Raw genomic sequence first — 16,747 nt, 5'->3', positions numbered from 1 at the left:
CTCGTCGGGGGGACCCCCACCCTGGGGCGTCCTGGGTCCGGACTCATGGAGGATAGCCACCGGACCCCGGATCACCGGGGAAGGCTCGAATCAGGGGGTGTCTCGTCGGACACCCGCTAGGTGGCGTCGGCGTCGTACGGGGTGCGCTGTTCGGCGGCCGGGGCGGCGGGCTTCTTCAGCAGGTCCGGGCCGGTGGCGGCGGGCGCGGCGGAGGTGCCGGCGGCCGGAGCGGGGGCCGTCTCCCTGCTGTTGACGGCGTCGGTGACGTCGTTCAGCTCCTTGCGGAGATCGAAGGTGCTGCGGATCTCCTTCAGGTCCTCGTTCTCGGTCAGCTGCTTGCGGATGAACGTCTTCGGGTTCAGGTCCTCGAACTCGAAGTCCTTGAACTCGGGACCGAGTTCGGAGCGGATGTCCTGCTTCGCGCTGTCGGAGAACGCGCGGATCTTCCGGATGACCCCGGTGACGTCCTGGATCACCTTGGGCAGCTTGTCCGGGCCGAAGACGAGGATGGCGAGCACCACGATCGTGACCAGCTCGAGTGCGCCTATGTCGTTGAACACCTTGCCGCTCCTCGGCTCTCTTCACTTCGGGCCACGACACACGGTACCCGGCGTTGCCGACGGGCCCATACCTCGGTGCGGCATCAGCCTCGGATTCTCCGTATGGTCATGATCCGTTCGCCGAACCGAGGACCAGCTCCAGGGTGCGCTCCCGGCCGTCGCGCAGCACGGTCAGGGTGAGCGGGTCACCCGGACGGTGGGCCCGGATCTTGATGACGAGCTCGTCGCCGCCGTGTACGCGGACGCCGTCCACCTTGGTGATCACGTCGCCGCCCTGGATCCCGGCGCGGGCGCCCGGGCCGTCGGCGATGACGGCCGGCTTGCCTCCGTCGCCCTTGGTCGCGACGCGGGCCCCGTCGCCGGTGTACTCCATGTCGAGGGTGACGCCGATGACGGGGTGGGTGGCGCGGCCGGTGCGGATGAGCTCCTCGGCGACGCGCTTGCCCTGGTTGACCGGGATGGCGAAGCCGAGCCCGATGCTGCCGCTCTGCTTGTCGGGTTCGCCCTTGTCGGCTCCGCGGATCGCGCTGTTGATGCCGATCACGTGGGCTTTCGCGTCGAGGAGGGGGCCGCCGGAGTTGCCGGGGTTGATGGGGGCGTCGGTCTGCAGGGCGTCGACGTAGCTGATGTCGCTGCCGTCGCCCTTGTCGCCGCCCGCGGTGATGGGCCGGCCGGTGGCGCTGATGATGCCGGCGGTGACGGTGTTGGAGAGGTCGAAGGGCGCGCCAATGGCCACCACCGGGTCGCCGACCTTCACGTTCTCGGAGTTCCCGAGGGAGAGCGGCTGCAGGCCCCGTACGCCTTCGACCTTGACGACGGCCAGGTCGTAGCCGCTGTCCCGGCCGACCAGTTCGGCGGTGACGCTCTCGCCGGTGCTGAAGGTGACCGTTATGTCCTTGGCGTCGGAGACGACGTGGTTGTTGGTGAGGATGTGGCCCTGCTGGTCGAGTACGAACCCGGTTCCGGTGCCGCTGCCGCTGGTGCCGCGGACGTGCAGGGTCACGACGCCGGGCAGCGCGGTGGCGGCGATGCCGGCCACGCTCTCGGGGGCCCGGCCCTTGCTCTCGACGGCGGCCTGCGGGAGTTCGAGGCGGGTGCTGCTCTGCCGTTCGGCGAGGACGCCGAGCCAGCCGCCGATGCCGCCGGCGAGGAGGGCCGTGCCAAGGCTGAGGGCCGCGGCCTGCCGCAGCCGGATGCCGCGCCCGCCCTGCGCCTTGCCCTGGTCGGCGACCTGGAGCGGCCGCTCGCCCCACGGGTCGTACCGCGGCGCCGGCACCGTCGCCTGTGGAGCGGGCCCGTCCGCCGGATCGGAGCCTGCGCCCGGCTCGGCCTCCGGCCCGGGCTCCGCCCCGGCCGCTGCCGCCGGGCCGGCGGGGCGGCTCCACCACGACGGAGCCGTGTCGGACTGCTGCTGGTCGGCCATGGGCGCTCCCCGGGGGTACCTGTAGCACCGCCGGGCGGCGCATCTGCCGCAGATTCAACCAGGTCCCCCGCCTTCCGGGGGCCGCACCCCTGGTTCCCGTAACCCCGCAGCCCCGGACGTCAGCGGGTCAGGGAGACCGGGCGGGGCGAGGCGGAGATCGACGGGTGGACCGGTGGCAGCGGGCCCGTGGGGCGCGGGCCGGCGACGAATCCGGGGCTCGGCGCCCGGTCCCGGACCACCGCATCGGTCACCGACACCGCGGGGCCGGGCCGCGTCGCCGGGGCCTCGCCCCGCACGTTCGGCTCGAGGGTGTCGACCGGCAGCGAACCGCCCAGCGCGATCGCGGCCAGCGAGACCGCGCCGGCCGCCACGAACGCGAAGCGGCGGCGCGGACGCCCCACCTCGTGAATGCGGAAACCCTGCTGCGGTGCGGTCGGCGGCACGTACCCGAAGAGCTCCGCCCCCGGCGGACTCTGCGGACCCTGTGGACCGGCCGGCCCCTCGGGACCGTCGCCCGGCAGCCCCTGCAACCGGGCCAGCAGTCCGGCCGACAGCGGCGGCGGCGCGCTCTCGACGAAAAGGCTCTTCACACGGCGCTGCGCATCGGCCTCGGCCTTGCACTTGGCGCACGTGGCCAGATGCGCCAGGACCCGCTCGCGCGCGTCATGGCTCAGCTCCCCGTCGACCAGCGCGGCGAGACGGTCGCCCAGGTGCTGTTCGGCAGGAGACGGACTGACTCCGCTCACTCGGCTCCGCCCTCTCCCCCGGCGCCCGGCGCGCCCACCGCCACTCCCGCCAGCGCACGCTGCTCGGCACGGGCCTCGGGAGACCGGTGCTTGAGCGCCTTGCGCAGATGCGAACGGCCCCGGTGGATACGGCTGCGCACGGTGCCGAGCTTCACGCCCAGCGTGGCGGCGATCTCCTCGTACGAGAGGCCCTCGATGTCGCACAGCACCACGGCCGCGCGGAACTCGGGCGCAAGGGTGTCCAGCGCCTGCTGCACGTCCGCGTCGAAGTGGGTGTCGTGGAGGACCTGCTGCGGGGACGGCTCGCGGCTCGGCAGCCGCTCGGCGGCGTCGTCGCCGAGCGCGTCGAAGCGGATCCGCTGCTTGCGGCGGACCATGTCCAGGAACAGGTTGGTGGTGATCCGGTGCAGCCAGCCCTCGAACGTGCCCGGCGTGTACGTGGACAGCGAGCGGAAGACGCGGACGAAGACCTCCTGCGTCAGGTCCTCGGCGTCGTGCTGGTTACCCGTCAGACGGTAGGCAAGGCGGTAGACCCGCGCACTGTGCGTGCTGACGATCTCCTCCCACGAGGGAGGGGTCCACGCCTGGGTGCCCGCATCGGCGGCAAAGGTCGCGGTGGTTGCGGTCGCGGCAACGTGGAAACGGTCAGCAATGTTGGTCACGGATTTCGGCTCACCCGCCGACCAGAAGAGGCGTCTGAATACGCCTCCACGATCCACAGGCGCAGCCGCACCTCCCCTATCGGCTCTGGTGGTGTCCAGTGGAGTCCCTACCATAGCCACCCCTCCCGTCAGCTCCGGATAAGCATTTTTGCAGTAACTTTGCCCGTGCCTTCGACACGCCGGGCCGTCGATCTGCCCGGTGCCGTCCCCATCTATCCCGGCTGCGCCCCGCCCTTACGCCCCTTTTGCCTCGCTGGGCCTTTCCGCCGCTGCTTTCTTCAACGCCCGGTCCCATCTGCGGGTTCCCGACGTCAACGGATACAGTCACCGTTGCGCCAACTATGGGGACAGGAGAGGGTCATTACCGGCAACCGGCAGACGAGCTGGGCGTTCGCCGACGCGTTTGTCGCCGAGGACGACGCTCTGCGGTGGGCCCGCGACCGGGCCAGGGAAGCGGGCCTGCGCTCCGTCTCCCCGGGCACCGGGGCCGCGCTGCGCCTGCTCGCCGCCACCGCGGACGCCAAGGCGGTCGCCGAGATCGGCACCGGCACCGGCGTCTCCGGCATCCACCTCCTCCACGGCATGCGCCCCGACGGGGTGCTGACCACCGTGGACCCCGAGGCCGACCGGCAGGCCTTCGCCCGCCAGGCCTTCCGCGCCGCCGGCTTCGCGGGCAACCGCGCCCGGTTCATCCCCGGCCGCGCACTCGACGTACTCCCCCGGCTCGCCGACGGCGGGTACGACCTCGTCTTCTGCGACGGGGACCCGTCCGAGTCCCTCGACTACCTCGCCGAATCGTTGCGCCTGCTGCGCCCCGGCGGGCTGGTGTGCTTCGAGGGGGTCTTCTCCGACGGCCGCACCGTCGACTCGGCGGCCCAGCAGATCGAGGTGATGCGCGTGCGGGAGCTGCTGCGCAGCGTCCGGGAGAGCCCGGCGCTGGAGGCCGCCCTGCTCCCGGTGGGCGACGGCCTGCTGTGCGCGGTCCGGCGCTGAGGCCCTCGCGGCCCGGCGGGACCCGGTGGCCCGTCGCAGACGGCGTGCCCGGAGACGACACAACACTGCCCCGGCCGCTCATCGCGGTCGGGGCAGCGCAGAGTATGCAGAAAAACCAGAAGGTGGCAGTGCTGTCAGCGGGTCAGCCGACGACCTTCTTCAGGGCGTCACCCAGGGCGTCCGCCTCGTCCGGAGTCAGCTCGACGACAAGCCGACCGCCGCCCTCGAGCGGTACGCGCATGACGATGCCCCGCCCCTCCTTGGTGACCTCGAGCGGGCCGTCGCCCGTCCGCGGCTTCATGGCCGCCATGCTCGTTCCCCTTCCTGAAACCAGCTCATCGTCAGCCGACGGCCCCATTCAGGCGCCTGGAACCCGGCATCGAACACATTGCTTCCTGGCCATTATCCCGCATGTCAGGACCCGATGACCAACATCGGCAGGGAACGCTTGGGCAACGCGCTCGGCCAAAACCACTCATTTCGGGGACGTGCCTGCGATACTTCGCCGCTGCACCCGGCGTCCGCCCTCCGCTTTCTTTGACGCACATCACATGCCCCGGGACGGTCCGGTCCGCCATGCTGGCCCTTGCACCGGCCGGTACCGGCCGGTAGCCAAGCCCGCGACGAAGGGGGACCCCCTGCCATGGCCGACAGCGTGCTCTACGAAGTGACCGACGGACTCGCAAAAATCACGATCAACCGTCCCGACGCCATGAACGCGATGAACACCGAGGCCAAGGTGGCGCTCCGCGACGCGGTCCAGGCGGCGTCCGCGGACACGGCCGTCCGGGCGGTGCTGCTGACCGCGGCCGGCAACCGGGCGTTCTGCGTCGGCCAGGACCTCAAGGAGCACATCGGGAACCTGGCGGCGGACCGCAAGAACGGGTCCTCGCTGACGATGAGCACGGTCGCGGACCACTACAACCCGATCGTGCGGGCCCTGACCGAGATGCCCAAGCCGGTGGTGGCGGGCGTCAACGGCGTCGCGGCCGGAGCGGGCTTCGGCTTCGCGCTGGCGGCGGACTTCCGGGTCGTCGCCGACACGGCCTCCTTCAACACCTCCTTCGCCGGGGTGGCGCTGACCGCGGACTCGGGCGTCTCCTGGACCCTCCCCCGCCTGATCGGCGCCTCCCGGGCCTCCGACCTGCTGCTCTTCCCCCGCTCCGTGAAGGCGCAGGAGGCGTACGAGCTCGGCATCGTGAACCGCCTGGTGCCCTCGGACTCCCTGCACGCCGAGGCCGAGGCGGTGGCCCGCACCCTGGCGGCCGGCCCGACGGTGGCCTACGCGGCCCTGAAGGAGTCCCTGGCCTACGGCGCCGGTCACTCGCTGGCGGAGGCCCTGTCCCACGAGGACACCCTGCAGGCCCGCGCGGGCGCCTCCGAGGACCACTCCATCGCCGTCGAGGCCTTCCTCGCCAAGCAGCCGCCGAAGTACCTGGGCCGCTGAGCCCGGCGCCCCCGGGTGCCGCCCGCCCCCGCCCCGGCCGCCGCCCGGCTCAGGCGGGGGTGCGGGCGGCGCAGGCGGCCAGGTGGTCGTTGACCAGCCCGCAGGCCTGCATGAGGGCGTAGGCCGTCGTGGGGCCGACGAAGCGGATCCCGGCCTTCTTCAGGGCCTTGGACAGGGCCGTGGACTCGGGCGTCACCGCCGGCACCTCGGAGATCGTCGCGGGGGCCGGGCGGCCCGACTCCGGGGCGTGCGACCAGATCAGCGCGTCCAGCTCGCCCGGTTCCCACCCCGCCAGGACCTTCGCGTTGGCGAGCGTGGCCTCGATCTTGGCCCGGTTGCGGATGATCCCCTCGTCGGCGAGCAGTCGCTGCGCGTCGGCCGGCCCGAATTCCGCGACCTCGGCGATCACGAACCCCGCGAAGGCCGTACGGAAGCCCTCGCGCCGCCGCAGGATCGTCAGCCAGGACAGCCCGGACTGGAAGGCCTCCAGGCACAGCCGCTCGTACAGGGCGTCGTCCCCGTGCACCGCGCGGCCCCACTCCGTGTCGTGGTAGGCGATGTAGTCCTCGGTGGCCAGCGCCCAGGGACAGCGCAGGTCGCCGTCCGGACCCGCGACGGCCGTCACTGCTCCTCCTTGTGCAGGTCGACCGCGCCGCCCTGCGCCTGCGCGCGGCCGTGCGCGGCCGCTGCCGTGAGCTCCGCGATCCGCGCGTCCCGCTCGGCGAGCTCCGCCGCGAGCCGCTCCAGTACGTCGTCCACCTCGGCCATCCGGTACCCGCGCGCGGCGACCGGCAGCCGCAGCGCGTCGATGTCGGCCCGTACGACCGGGCGGCTCTCCGGCAGCGCGTCGGCCACCCGGTCCGGCTCCGCGTCCGGCAGCACGGCCTCGGAACCACCGCCCACCACGGCCAGCGTGACCGCCGCGACGACCACGACCAGCGCGATCAGCAAGAACCAGAACACGTGCAACTCCCTGAGAGACATCGGGCCACCGGCCACCAGGTTAAGGTCGCAGCGAGGCGCGAGGGCCGCCGGAGGAGGAAAGAACGGGATGCTGCGACTGGGCAGGCGCGAGTTCGACACCCACGAGCCGGTGATCATGGCCATCGTGAACCGGACTCCGGACTCCTTCTACGACCAGGGCGCGACGTTCCGCGACGAGCCCGCGCTGGACCGGGTCGAGCAGGCGGTCGCCGAGGGCGCCGCGATCATCGACATCGGCGGGGTCAAGGCGGGCCCGGGCGAGCACGTGGACGCGGCCGAGGAGGCGCGGCGCACGGTCGGCTTCGTGGCGGAGGTACGGCGCCGCCACCCGGACGTGGTGATCAGCGTCGACACCTGGCGGCACGAGGTCGGCGAGGCGGTCTGCGAAGCCGGGGCCGACCTCCTGAACGACGCCTGGGGCGGCGTCGACCCGAAGCTGGCGGAGGTCGCCGCCCGGCACGACGTCGGCCTGGTCTGCACCCACGCGGGCGGGGTCGAGCCGCGCACCCGGCCGCACCGGACGACGTACGACGACGTGGTGGCGGACATCCTGCGCGTCACGGTCGGTCTCGCCGAACGGGCCGCCGCGCTCGGCGTCCGCAGGGACGCGATCATGATCGACCCGGGCCACGACTTCGGGAAGAACACCCGCCACTCGCTGGAGGCCACCCGGCGCCTGGGCGAGATGACGGACACCGGCTGGCCGGTGCTGGTCTCGCTGTCCAACAAGGACTTCGTCGGCGAGACCCTCGACAAGCCGGTCAAGGAGCGCCTGTTGGGCACCCTGGCCACGACGGCCGTCTCGGCCTGGCTGGGCGCCCGGGTCTACCGCGTCCACGAGGTCGCGGAGACCAGGCAGATCCTGGACATGGTGGCGTCCATCCAGGGCCACCGACCCCCGGCGGTCGCCCGCCGGGGGCTCGCGTAGCGCGCGACCCGAGGGCCGGGGCCCCGCGGCGCGGCTACTTGCCGACTTCCTTGGTGACGAGCGCGATCGCCTCGTCCACGTCGTCCGTGACGTGGAACAGGTAGAGGTCGCGCTCCGAGGCCTTGCCCTGCGCGATCACCGTGTTCTTGAGCCAGTCGATCAGACCGGACCAGTACTCCGACCCGAACAGCACGATCGGGAACCGGGTGATCTTCTGGGTCTGGACCAGGGTCAGGGCCTCGAACAGCTCGTCCAGCGTGCCGAGTCCGCCCGGCAGGACCACGAAGCCCTGGCTGTACTTCACGAACATCGTCTTGCGGACGAAGAAGTACCGGAAGTTCAGCCCGAGGTCCACGTGCTGGTTGAGCCCCTGCTCGAAGGGCAGCTCGATGCCCAGGCCCACGGAGATGCCGTTGGCCTCCCGGGCTCCCTTGTTGGCCGCTTCCATCGCGCCCGGGCCGCCGCCCGTGATCACCGCGAAGCCCGCCTCGACGAGCGCGCTGCCGATCTGCACGCCGGCTTCGTACTCCGGCGAACCGGCGGGCGTACGGGCCGAGCCGAACACGCTGATCGCCGGCGGCAGCTCCGCGAGCGTGCCGAAGCCCTCGATGAACTCCGACTGGATGCGCAGGACCCGCCAGGGATCGGTGTGCACCCACTCGGAAGGCCCGGCCGAATCCAGCAGCCGCTGGTCCGTCGTACTGCCCGCCTGCACCTGGCTCCGCCTGCGCAGCACCGGCCCGAGCTGCTGCTCCTCGGGCCGACGACGAGCGTTGCCTTCGGGGTTGCCCATGATGTGCTCCCTCCTGCTGATCGTTGGATCAGGGTAGGCGCACAAAGGTGACGAGAAGCGGAATTCAGGAGGTCAGCCAGGCGCGGAGTCGTTCTTCGCAGTGGAGGATCGCCTTCGTCTCCACGCGCTCGTCCACCTTGTGGGCCAGCAGGGCGTCGCCCGGGCCGTAGTTCACCGCCGGGACGCCGAGGGCGCTGAAGCGGGACACGTCCGTCCAGCCGAACTTCGGCATGGCGCGGCCGCCGACGGCCTCCATGAAGGCCGCCGCGGCGGGGTGGGAGAGGCCCGGCAGGGCGCCGCCCGAGAAGTCGTCGATCACGAACTCGTCGACGCCGCAGTCCGCGAAGACCTCCCGGACGTGGGCGATCGCGTCGTCCATGCTGCGGTCGGGGGCGAAGCGGAAGTTGACCGTCACCGTGCACGCGTCCGGGATCACGTTGTTGGCGACGCCGCCCTCGATGCGGACCGCGTTGAGGCCCTCGTGGTACTCGAGGCCGTCGATGACGGGCTTGCGGGGCTCGTAGGCGGCGAGTTTGGCGAGAATCGGGCTCGCCGCGTGGATGGCGTTGGAGCCCATCCAGCTGCGCGCGGAGTGTGCGCGCTCGCCGGAGGTGCGGAGCAGGACGCGCAGGGTGCCCTGGCAGCCTCCCTCGACCTCGGCGTTCGACGGCTCCAGCAGGACCGCGAAGTCGCCGGTCAGCCAGTCGGGGTGGGCCTCGGCGACCTTGCCCAGGCCGTTGAGGTCGGCGGCGACCTCCTCCTGGTCGTAGAAGACGAACGTGAGGTCGCGGTTGGGCTCGGGCACGGTCGCGGCGATGCGCAGCTGCACGGCGACGCCGGACTTCATGTCGGTGGTTCCGCACCCCCACAGGACGTCGTTCTCGTCCAGGCGGGACGGGACGTTGTCGGCGATCGGCACGGTGTCCAGGTGGCCGGCGAGCACGACGCGCTCGGCCCTGCCGAGGTTCGTACGGGCCACGACGTTGTTGCCGTACCGGTCGACCGTGAGGTGGGGAAGGGTCCGCAGGGCGTGTTCCACCAGGTCGGCGAGGACCTTTTCGTCGCCGCTCACGGACGGGATGTCGACGAGCCGGGCGGTCAGCTCGGCGGCGTCCAGGGTGAGGTCGAGCTCGGATTCGGACATGGCTCTGACCCTAACGCCCCGGGCTGCGACGAACGTCCCACGTCCGGCCGGTGGACGCGTCACATGGCTCAAGTACGGTGGGCGGCGTGTCCAAGAGCGATCACCCCCGCCCTCGCCGCCGCCGGCCGCTGCTCAAAGTCTCCGGTGTGTTCGTGCTGCTCGCGCTGATCGGCTACTTCGCCGTGCAGTACGACTCCACGAACGGCGGTGGCGGCGCCCCGCACTGCACGGCTGCCATGCGGACGAGTCGGGCCCTCGTCGACATGACCCCCGAGCAGGCGGGCAACGCGGCGACGATAGCCGCGGTCGGCGTGGCCAAGGGCCTGCCGGACCGGGCCGTGACCATCGCGCTGGCGACCGCGATGCAGGAGTCCGGGCTGCGGAACCTGCCCCACGGCGACCGGGATTCGCTGGGCCTGTTCCAGCAGCGGCCCTCGATGGGCTGGGGCACCGAGCAGCAGATCATGGACCCGGTGTACTCGGCCGGGATCTTCTACGAGCGCCTCGTCGCGGTGAAGGGGTACTCGCGGCTCCCGCTGACGGAGGCCGCGCAGCAGGTGCAGCTCAGCGGCTTCCCCCAGGCGTACGCGAAGCACGAGCCGGACGCGACCGTCCTGACGGCCGCCTTCGCCGGTGACGGCGAGCTGACGTGCGGCGGGCCCGCGCCCACCGCCCCGGGCGACCCGGAGAAGGTGCGGACGGAGCTCACCCGGATCTTCGCCAAGGACAAGCTGCACTCCGTTCCCGCGCAGCCGCGCCGGGCGGCGGAGGCGGGCGGGGAGGTCAAGGAGGCCGAGGTGACCGTCGTCGAGAAGCAGGGCGGCGGCGCGTCCGCGGCGCGCGGCAGCAAGGCGATGGCGGGCTGGGCGGTGGCCAACGCGCGGGGGATGGGCATCGCGCGCGTCTCGTACGGCCGGGACGGCTGGGTGGCGGGCGAGGCCAAGGGCAAGTGGCAGCAGAAGGGCGCCCAGGGCGGGAAGTCGGGCTCCGGCGATCCCTACGGCGCCGAGCACGACGAGGTACGGATCTTCGTGGCCCGCTGACGCCCCGCCGCGCGGCGCGGTCACGCGTACGAGACGTCCCCCGTACGGGGGTGACCCGGCGGGCGGCCCGATCCACCCCCGGGAGGACGGAAGCCCTGGTCGGCGCGCATTCAATGGGCTTTTCGCGGAAGCCGATTAAACGATGCGTTACTGATCCTTTACCCGGTGGCTCCGCAACTCCACCCGCCCCCTGAGCGGTTGTACACGGCGTACTCAGCCGCTACCGCTTAGGAGCATCATGTCCCTCCCCCTGACCCGCCGGATCGCCCGTACCGCGCTGCTGCTCGCAGCCGGGGCAGCTCCCGTGGTCGGTGCGGCCGGCGCGGCCAGCGCCGCGGGCCTGGAGTCCGTGCCGCAGCTGGGCGCCCTCACCAGCCCGGACGCCGCGGGCACCGCGGACGCCGTCGGTACCGCGGGCGACGTGGTCGGCACCGGTGAGGCCGCTGCCACCACCGCGACGGACACCGCCGCCAAGGCCGTACCGGCCGCCCCCGCCGGCGTCACCGACGCCGCGACCGGCCTGCTCGGCGGACTGCCGGCCAAGGGCCTGCCGACCGGGAACCTGCCGACCGACGCCGTGCCGGCCGGCGACCTCACCAGCGCGGTGCCCACCCAGGGGCTGCCGCTGGGCGCCCTCCCCCTGGGCGGCTGATCCGCCGCGAGCACGAACGCCGAGGGGCCGGGAGCACGAACTCCCGGCCCCTCGGCCTGTGCCGGGTGCGGACGGACCCGGCGCCGGATCAGGCGAGACGCTTGACCGCCGCCTCGACGCGCTCGTCCGTGGCCGTGAAGGCGACGCGGACGAACTGCGCGCCCGCCTCGCCGTAGAAGTCGCCCGGCGCGACCAGGACGCCCAGCTCGGCGAGGTGGGCGACCGTCTCCCAGCAGGGCTCGTCCCGGGTCACCCACAGGTACAGGCTGGCCTCGCTGTGCTCGACCCGGAAGCCGTGCGCCACCAGGGCCGCCCGCAGCGCCTCTCGGCGCGCGGCGTAGCGCACGCGCTGCTCCTCGACGTGCGCGTCGTCGCCGAGCGCGGCGACCGTGGCCGCCTGCACCGGGGCCGGGGTCATCATGCCGCCGTGCTTGCGGATCTCCAGCAGTTCGCCGAGCACGTCGGCGTCACCGGCGATGAACGCGGCACGGTAGCCCGCCAGGTTGGAGCGCTTGGAGAGGGAGTGGACCGCGACGATGCCCTCGTACGAGCCGCCGCAGACGTCGTCGTGCAGGACGGAGACGGGCTCGGCCTCCCAGCCCAGCTCCAGGTAGCACTCGTCGCTGAAGAGCAGGATCCCGTGCTCGCGCGCCCAGGCCACGATCCGGATCAGGTCTTCCTTCGGGATGACCTTCCCGGTGGGGTTGGACGGGGAGTTGAGCCACAGCAGCTTCACGCCGGCCGGGTCGAGGTCCATCGGGTCGTCGTAGACGACGGCCTCGGCGCCGCACAGCCGCGCGCCGACCTCGTACGTGGGGTACGCGAGCCGGGGGTACGCGACCTTGTCGCCGGCGCCCAGGCCCAGCTGGGTCGGCAGCCAGGCCACCAGCTCCTTGGAGCCGACGACCGGCAGGACGTTGCGGTGCCCGGCGGCGCTCGCCCTGAGGCGGCCCTTCAGCCAGCCGGTGATCGCGTCGCGCAGCGCGACGGTGCCCCACACCGTGGGGTAGCCCGGGGAGTCCGCGGCCGCGACGAGGGCGTCCTGGATCAGCTGCGGGACCGGGTCCACGGGCGTGCCGACGGACAGGTCGACGATGCCGTCCGGGTGGGCCGCCGCCGTCTTCTTGTACGGCTCCAGCTTGTCCCAGGGGAAGGCGGGAAGACGTGCGGATACTGCGGCCACGGTGTTCTCTGCTCTCTACTGGTGCTGGACGTGCTGGACGTACGGGCAAACGACTCGGTCCCGCGCGGCACGGGGGCCGTACGGGACCGAAGCACGCGTTCTGCCGTGTGGGGCAGTGGCCGTCAGTGGCCTTCGCCCATGGGCGGCAGCGCGGCGATGAAGGGGTGATCGCGCTCGATCAGGCCCAGCTTGGAGGCACCACCGGGCGAACCGAGCTCGTCGAAGAACTCGACGTTCGCCTTGTAGTAGTCCTTCCACTCTTCCGGAGTGTCGTCCTCGTAGAAGATGGCCTCGACCGGGCAGACCGGCTCACACGCACCACAGTCGACGCACTCGTCCGGGTGGATGTACAAGGACCGCTGGCCCTCGTAGATGCAGTCGACGGGGCACTCTTCGATGCATGCCTTGTCCTTGACGTCGACACAAGGCTCCGCGATGACGTAGGTCACGCTCTCGTTCCTCCTCGGTAGGGCTTTCCATATCGCGCGGGAGCGCGGCGTCGTCGATGCCCACGCCTAGTATCTCCGTTCCCGGGCACGATCCGAACAGGAGGGGCGGACAGAGCTGTGGAAATCACTGCCGGTGGGCTGCTGGAGATCCGTATTACCCCGGCTGACGTGGGTAAACGTGTCTCTGTACGACGGGTGGAGAGTGGCTCGAGCGGGTCACCGTCGTTCACCGACACGGTAGGAGTTCTCACATCCTGGAACCAGGGTGTGCTGACGATCACACGAAAGAGCGGCGAGTCCGTCCACATCGCGGAATCAGCGCTGGTGGCGGGCAAGATCGTGCCCCCGGCCCCGGCCCGGCGGCGGGGTCCCGCGGCCTCTTTCGAGGAGCTGGCGCGGATCGGGGCGCGGGCCTGGCAGCCGCTGGAGAGCGAGCCGCTGGGTGAGTGGACGCTGCGGGCGGCCGGCGGGTTCACCCGGCGCGCCAATTCCGTGCTGCCGCTCGGCGACCCGGGGGTCCCGCTGGACGAAGCACTCGCGCGAGTGACGTCCTGGTACGCGGAACGTGAGCTTCCGGCGTACGTGCAGACGGCGACGGGGGCGGCTGGCACCCAGGAGCTGCTGGGCGCGGAGCTGGAGCGCCGGGGCTGGGTGAACGAGGTGTCGGCGGAGGTCCGGATCGCGGCGCTGGCGCCGATCGCGGACGTGGACACCGCCGCCACCGCCCCGGAGGTACGGCTGTCCCGCGCCCCGGACGAGGAGTGGCTCGGGCGGTACGGGCGGGTCAAGGACCCGGAGGTGGCCCGGCAGGTGCTCGTCGCGGGGCCGTCGGTGTGGTTCGCGACGCTGCCCGGACGGGCGATAGGGCGGCTGGTGGTGGACGGCCGGTGGGCCGGCTTCGCGGCGGTCGAGGTCGATCCGGAGCACCGGCGCTCGGGCCTGGGCACGGCGGTGATGGCGGTCCTGGCGCGGCAGGCGCTGGAGGAGGGCGCGTCGGCGGCGTGGCTGCAGGTGGAGGCCGACAACGCGGGGGCGCGGGCGCTGTACGACGGCCTGGGCTTCGCGACGCACCACGCGTACCACCACTTCCGGGCGGCGCGATGAGCGCGGAATCCCGGGAGCGGTTCGCCGAGGAGGCCCGCTCGGAGCGGCCCGACCTGGCGCTGCTGTGCCTGCTGCTCGCCGCGGAGGCGGACCCGGAGCTGGACGAACGGGCCATGGACTGGGCGCAGATCGAGCTGGACCGGCTGGCGGGGATGCTGCCGTACGGACTGCACGGCGGGAAGGCGTGGGCCTCGGCGGTCACCGAGCTGCTGGGCGGCCGGATGGGCTTCCACGGCACTCCCGCGGACTACGACCGGCTGTCGTCCTCGCTGCTGCACGAGGTGCTGCGGCGGCGCCGGGGCCTGCCGATCCTCCTGTCCGTCGTCTGGCTGGAGGTCGCGCGGCGGGCGGGTGCGCCGGTGTACGGGCTGGGGCTGCCGGGGCACTTCGTGGTGGGGTTCGGGGATCCGGAGGAGGGGCTGGTGGTGGACCCGTTCGCCGGGGGCGCCTCGCTGGGCGCCGGTCCTGCGGAGCTGGCCGAGGGGCCGCGGACGCCGGCCCGGACGCGGGACATCGTCCTGCGGATCCTGAACAACATCAGGGCGTGGGCCTCGGCCCGGCCCGAGCAGTCGAGGGTGGCGCTGTGGGCGCTGGAGCTGTCGCTGCTGCTGCCGTCGCATCCGGCGTCGTTGCGGTACGAGCGGGCCAAGCTGCTGGTCGAGCGGGGTGAGTTCGCCTCCGGCGCGGCGGAGCTGGAGGCGTACGCGGTGATCGTCGACGCCATCGATTCGCCGGCCGCGGCCCGGATCCGCTCGGAGGCCCTGTCCGCCAGGGCGCTGCTGAACTGACCCGGGCTCGGACGCCGGCGGGGCTGGAGGGTGCCGGCGGGGCCGAACCGGCTACAGCCAGCCCTTTTCCCGGGCCGTGCGGATCGCTTCCGCGCGGTTGCGGGACGCCAGCTTCTGGATCGCCGTCGAGAGGTAGTTGCGGACCGTGCCCTGGGACAGGTGCAACCGGGCCGCCAGTTCGGCGTTCGTCGCACCGTCCTCGGCGGCGCGCAGGACCTCCCGTTCCCGGTCGGTCAGCGGGTTCGCGCCCTCCGCCAGGGCCGCCGCCGCCAGGGTGGGGTCGATGACGCGCTCGCCCGCCAGGACCTTGCGCACCGCCTCCGCCAGCTGCGCGGCCGGGGCGTCCTTGACCAGGAACGCCGAGGCCCCCGCCTCCATCGCGCCGCGCAGGTAGCCGGGGCGGCCGAAGGTCGTCAGGACGACGATCTTGAGGTCCGGGACCTCGGTCCGCAGGGCCGCCGCCGCCTCGATGCCCGTCATGCCCGGCATCTCGATGTCGAGCAGCGCGACGTTCACGTCGTGCGCCCGGGCGGCCGTCACCACCTCGTCGCCGCGGGCGACCTGGGCCAGCACCTCGATGTCGGGCTCCAGTCCGAGGAGGGCCGCGAGGGCTTCCCGGACCATGGACTGGTCCTCCGCCAGGAGGATCCGGATGGGGCGTCGGCTCATGATCCCGATCCTAGGGCCAGGGGGACGCGGGCCAGCAGGCGGAAGCCCTTCTTGCCGGTCGGGCCGGCCGACAGCGTGCCGCCGACCGCCTCGAGGCGTTCCGTCAGGCCCGTCAGGCCGTTGCCCGCGACCGAGGGGCCACCCGCGCCGTCGTCCGCGACCGACAGCTCCACCACCGGTCCTGCCAGGGTCTGGAGGGTCTGCAGCCGGACCGTGCACCGCTGCGCACCGCTGTGCCGGACCACGTTCGTCACGGCTTCCCGCAGCGACCAGGCCAGTGCCGACTCCACCTCCTCGGGAAGGTCCTCCACCGGCTCCGCCGGGAGGTCCGCCAGGACACCCGCCGCGGTCAGTGCGGTGCGCGCGCCGGCGAGTTCGCCCGGCAGGGTCGCCCTCCGGTAGCCGCTCACGGCCTCCCGTACGTCGACCAGCGCCTGCCTGCTGACCTGCTCGATGTCGGCCACCTGCTGGGCCGCCTGCTCGGGATTCGCCGGCAGCATCCGCCCCGCCAGCTCGCTCTTGAGCGTGATCAGGGACAGCGAGTGGCCCAGGAGGTCGTGCAGGTCCCGGGCCATCCTCAGGCGTTCCTCGTTCGCCGCGAGCTGCGCCACCGTGGCCCGGGCCTCGCGCAGCTCTATCGTCGTCCGGATCATCGCGCGGATGCCGACCATCGCGAACCCGCCCATCAGGGCCGGGATCAGCAGTCCGGCCAGGTAGGCGTCGCCGCCCGGCACCGCGAAGGCGGTCAGCGCGAGCAGGGCGGTGGCGCCGGGCACCGTGAAGCGGGAGATCTCCCCCGGCAGGGCGGCGCCGGAGGCGATCGCCACGTACACGAAGAGGACGAGCCATTCGCGGCCCAGGGCCAGCGACAGGATCGTGGCCTGCGCGGAGAGGACCGCCACCGAGAGCAGCACGCGCCGCACCTCGTCCTGCCGGGCGGTACGGAAGACCAGGACCAGGTACCAGGCGACGAAGGTCACGAGGCCCAGGCCGCCGAGCAGCCGGGCCCCGAGGCTGTGTCCGCCGCTGATCAGGTCGGTGACGGGGGCGCTGAGGTAGAACAGCCAGACGCTGATCCACAGCGACTTCACGATCTTCTGCCGGCGGTTCTCGGGGCGGAGCCCGATCCGGGGCCCGCCCTTCGTCCCCGTCATGCCGGTCCCGGTCCCCGGTTCCGTC

At 72.5% G+C, this 16,747-nt stretch carries 19 protein-coding genes and 1 pseudogene; 7 read left to right on the top strand and 13 right to left on the bottom strand.

The annotated features are described in order from the left end of the window. Positions 1-116: 116 nt before the first annotated feature. The 4 genes and pseudogenes from ACZ49B_RS00285 to sigE form a co-directional block, all read right to left on the bottom strand. On the bottom strand, positions 117-560 hold the full coding sequence (locus ACZ49B_RS00285; RefSeq protein WP_468298968.1) for a sec-independent translocase: 444 nt from the start codon (positions 558-560) through the stop codon (positions 117-119). Between the two features lie 106 nt (positions 561-666). After that, complete coding sequence (locus tag ACZ49B_RS00280; RefSeq protein ID WP_468298966.1) at positions 667-1,983, bottom strand: S1C family serine protease; 1,317 nt, start codon at positions 1,981-1,983, stop codon at positions 667-669. 161 nt (positions 1,984-2,144) lie between these two features. Next, positions 2,145-2,729: pseudogene (locus ACZ49B_RS00275) on the bottom strand (zf-HC2 domain-containing protein); the annotation flags it as partial. Then, positions 2,726-3,505 carry an RNA polymerase sigma factor SigE gene (sigE, locus tag ACZ49B_RS00270; protein ID WP_468298964.1) on the bottom strand — a complete coding sequence of 260 codons (780 nt, stop codon included), beginning with the start codon at positions 3,503-3,505 and terminating at the stop codon, positions 2,726-2,728. The pseudogene ACZ49B_RS00275 and the gene sigE, both read right to left, overlap by 4 nt. A gap of 216 nt (positions 3,506-3,721) precedes the next feature. Here sigE and ACZ49B_RS00265 point away from each other — a divergent pair, with 216 nt between their 5' ends. Further along, entirely contained in the window at positions 3,722-4,384 is a 663-nt protein-coding gene (locus ACZ49B_RS00265) for an O-methyltransferase (protein WP_266664074.1), read from the top strand. A 142-nt stretch (positions 4,385-4,526) separates the two neighbouring features. Here the strand turns inward: ACZ49B_RS00265 and ACZ49B_RS00260 are convergent, their stop codons facing one another. After that, positions 4,527-4,694 (bottom strand): DUF3117 domain-containing protein, encoded by a 168-nt coding sequence (locus ACZ49B_RS00260; protein ID WP_003966491.1) that lies wholly within the window; start codon positions 4,692-4,694, stop codon positions 4,527-4,529. 333 nt (positions 4,695-5,027) lie between these two features. Here ACZ49B_RS00260 and chcB point away from each other — a divergent pair, with 333 nt between their 5' ends. Then, on the top strand, positions 5,028-5,831 hold the full coding sequence (gene chcB / locus ACZ49B_RS00255) for a 2-cyclohexenylcarbonyl CoA isomerase (protein ID WP_468298961.1): 804 nt from the start codon (positions 5,028-5,030) through the stop codon (positions 5,829-5,831). A gap of 49 nt (positions 5,832-5,880) precedes the next feature. On the opposite strand, the gene ACZ49B_RS00250 is transcribed toward chcB, so the two are convergent. Further along, positions 5,881-6,456 (bottom strand): DNA-3-methyladenine glycosylase I, encoded by a 576-nt coding sequence (locus ACZ49B_RS00250; RefSeq protein ID WP_468298959.1) that lies wholly within the window; start codon positions 6,454-6,456, stop codon positions 5,881-5,883. Beyond that, positions 6,453-6,800 carry a DivIVA domain-containing protein gene (locus ACZ49B_RS00245; RefSeq protein WP_468299823.1) on the bottom strand — a complete coding sequence of 116 codons (348 nt, stop codon included), beginning with the start codon at positions 6,798-6,800 and terminating at the stop codon, positions 6,453-6,455. Before ACZ49B_RS00245 ends, ACZ49B_RS00250 begins: the two co-directional genes overlap by 4 nt. Before the next feature lie 82 nt (positions 6,801-6,882). Here ACZ49B_RS00245 and folP point away from each other — a divergent pair, with 82 nt between their 5' ends. Further along, a complete protein-coding gene (gene folP / locus ACZ49B_RS00240) occupies positions 6,883-7,743 on the top strand; it encodes a dihydropteroate synthase (RefSeq protein ID WP_468298957.1) in 861 nt (286 codons plus the stop codon). A gap of 34 nt (positions 7,744-7,777) precedes the next feature. Here the strand turns inward: folP and ACZ49B_RS00235 are convergent, their stop codons facing one another. Together ACZ49B_RS00235 and dapE are read right to left on the bottom strand one after the other, a co-directional pair. Continuing rightward, positions 7,778-8,536, bottom strand: coding sequence for an LOG family protein (locus tag ACZ49B_RS00235; protein ID WP_468298955.1), 759 nt, complete (start codon positions 8,534-8,536; stop codon positions 7,778-7,780). Between the two features lie 64 nt (positions 8,537-8,600). Further along, a complete protein-coding gene (gene dapE, locus ACZ49B_RS00230) occupies positions 8,601-9,680 on the bottom strand; it encodes a succinyl-diaminopimelate desuccinylase (protein ID WP_468298953.1) in 1,080 nt (359 codons plus the stop codon). 86 nt (positions 9,681-9,766) lie between these two features. Between dapE and ACZ49B_RS00225 the strand changes: the two genes are divergently transcribed. Together ACZ49B_RS00225 and ACZ49B_RS00220 are read left to right on the top strand one after the other, a co-directional pair. Continuing rightward, on the top strand, positions 9,767-10,723 hold the full coding sequence (locus tag ACZ49B_RS00225) for a hypothetical protein (RefSeq protein ID WP_468298951.1): 957 nt from the start codon (positions 9,767-9,769) through the stop codon (positions 10,721-10,723). A 238-nt stretch (positions 10,724-10,961) separates the two neighbouring features. Further along, positions 10,962-11,375 carry an ATP-binding protein gene (locus tag ACZ49B_RS00220; protein ID WP_468298949.1) on the top strand — a complete coding sequence of 138 codons (414 nt, stop codon included), beginning with the start codon at positions 10,962-10,964 and terminating at the stop codon, positions 11,373-11,375. Positions 11,376-11,463: 88 nt separating this feature from the next. On the opposite strand, the gene dapC is transcribed toward ACZ49B_RS00220, so the two are convergent. Together dapC and fdxA are read right to left on the bottom strand one after the other, a co-directional pair. Then, on the bottom strand, positions 11,464-12,558 hold the full coding sequence (dapC, locus tag ACZ49B_RS00215; protein ID WP_468298947.1) for a succinyldiaminopimelate transaminase: 1,095 nt from the start codon (positions 12,556-12,558) through the stop codon (positions 11,464-11,466). 122 nt (positions 12,559-12,680) lie between these two features. Next, the gene (gene fdxA, locus ACZ49B_RS00210; RefSeq protein WP_030291119.1) at positions 12,681-13,007 is read right to left on the bottom strand and encodes a ferredoxin; all 327 of its coding nucleotides are present in this window, start codon (positions 13,005-13,007) and stop codon (positions 12,681-12,683) included. 117 nt (positions 13,008-13,124) lie between these two features. Between fdxA and ACZ49B_RS00205 the strand changes: the two genes are divergently transcribed. Next, entirely contained in the window at positions 13,125-14,111 is a 987-nt protein-coding gene (locus ACZ49B_RS00205; RefSeq protein WP_468298945.1) for a GNAT family N-acetyltransferase, read from the top strand. Then, a complete protein-coding gene (locus tag ACZ49B_RS00200; RefSeq protein WP_468298943.1) occupies positions 14,108-14,899 on the top strand; it encodes a transglutaminase family protein in 792 nt (263 codons plus the stop codon). Before ACZ49B_RS00205 ends, ACZ49B_RS00200 begins: the two co-directional genes overlap by 4 nt. A 51-nt stretch (positions 14,900-14,950) precedes the next feature. On the opposite strand, the gene ACZ49B_RS00195 is transcribed toward ACZ49B_RS00200, so the two are convergent. Next, positions 14,951-15,568 carry a response regulator gene (locus tag ACZ49B_RS00195; RefSeq protein WP_468298941.1) on the bottom strand — a complete coding sequence of 206 codons (618 nt, stop codon included), beginning with the start codon at positions 15,566-15,568 and terminating at the stop codon, positions 14,951-14,953. Next, on the bottom strand, positions 15,565-16,722 hold the full coding sequence (locus tag ACZ49B_RS00190; protein WP_468299821.1) for a sensor histidine kinase: 1,158 nt from the start codon (positions 16,720-16,722) through the stop codon (positions 15,565-15,567). Before ACZ49B_RS00190 ends, ACZ49B_RS00195 begins: the two co-directional genes overlap by 4 nt. Positions 16,723-16,747 lie beyond the last annotated feature (25 nt).

It is taken from the genome of Streptomyces sp. NPDC031132 (assembly GCF_055570595.1).
This window is presented reverse-complemented; position numbering and strand designations above follow the sequence as displayed.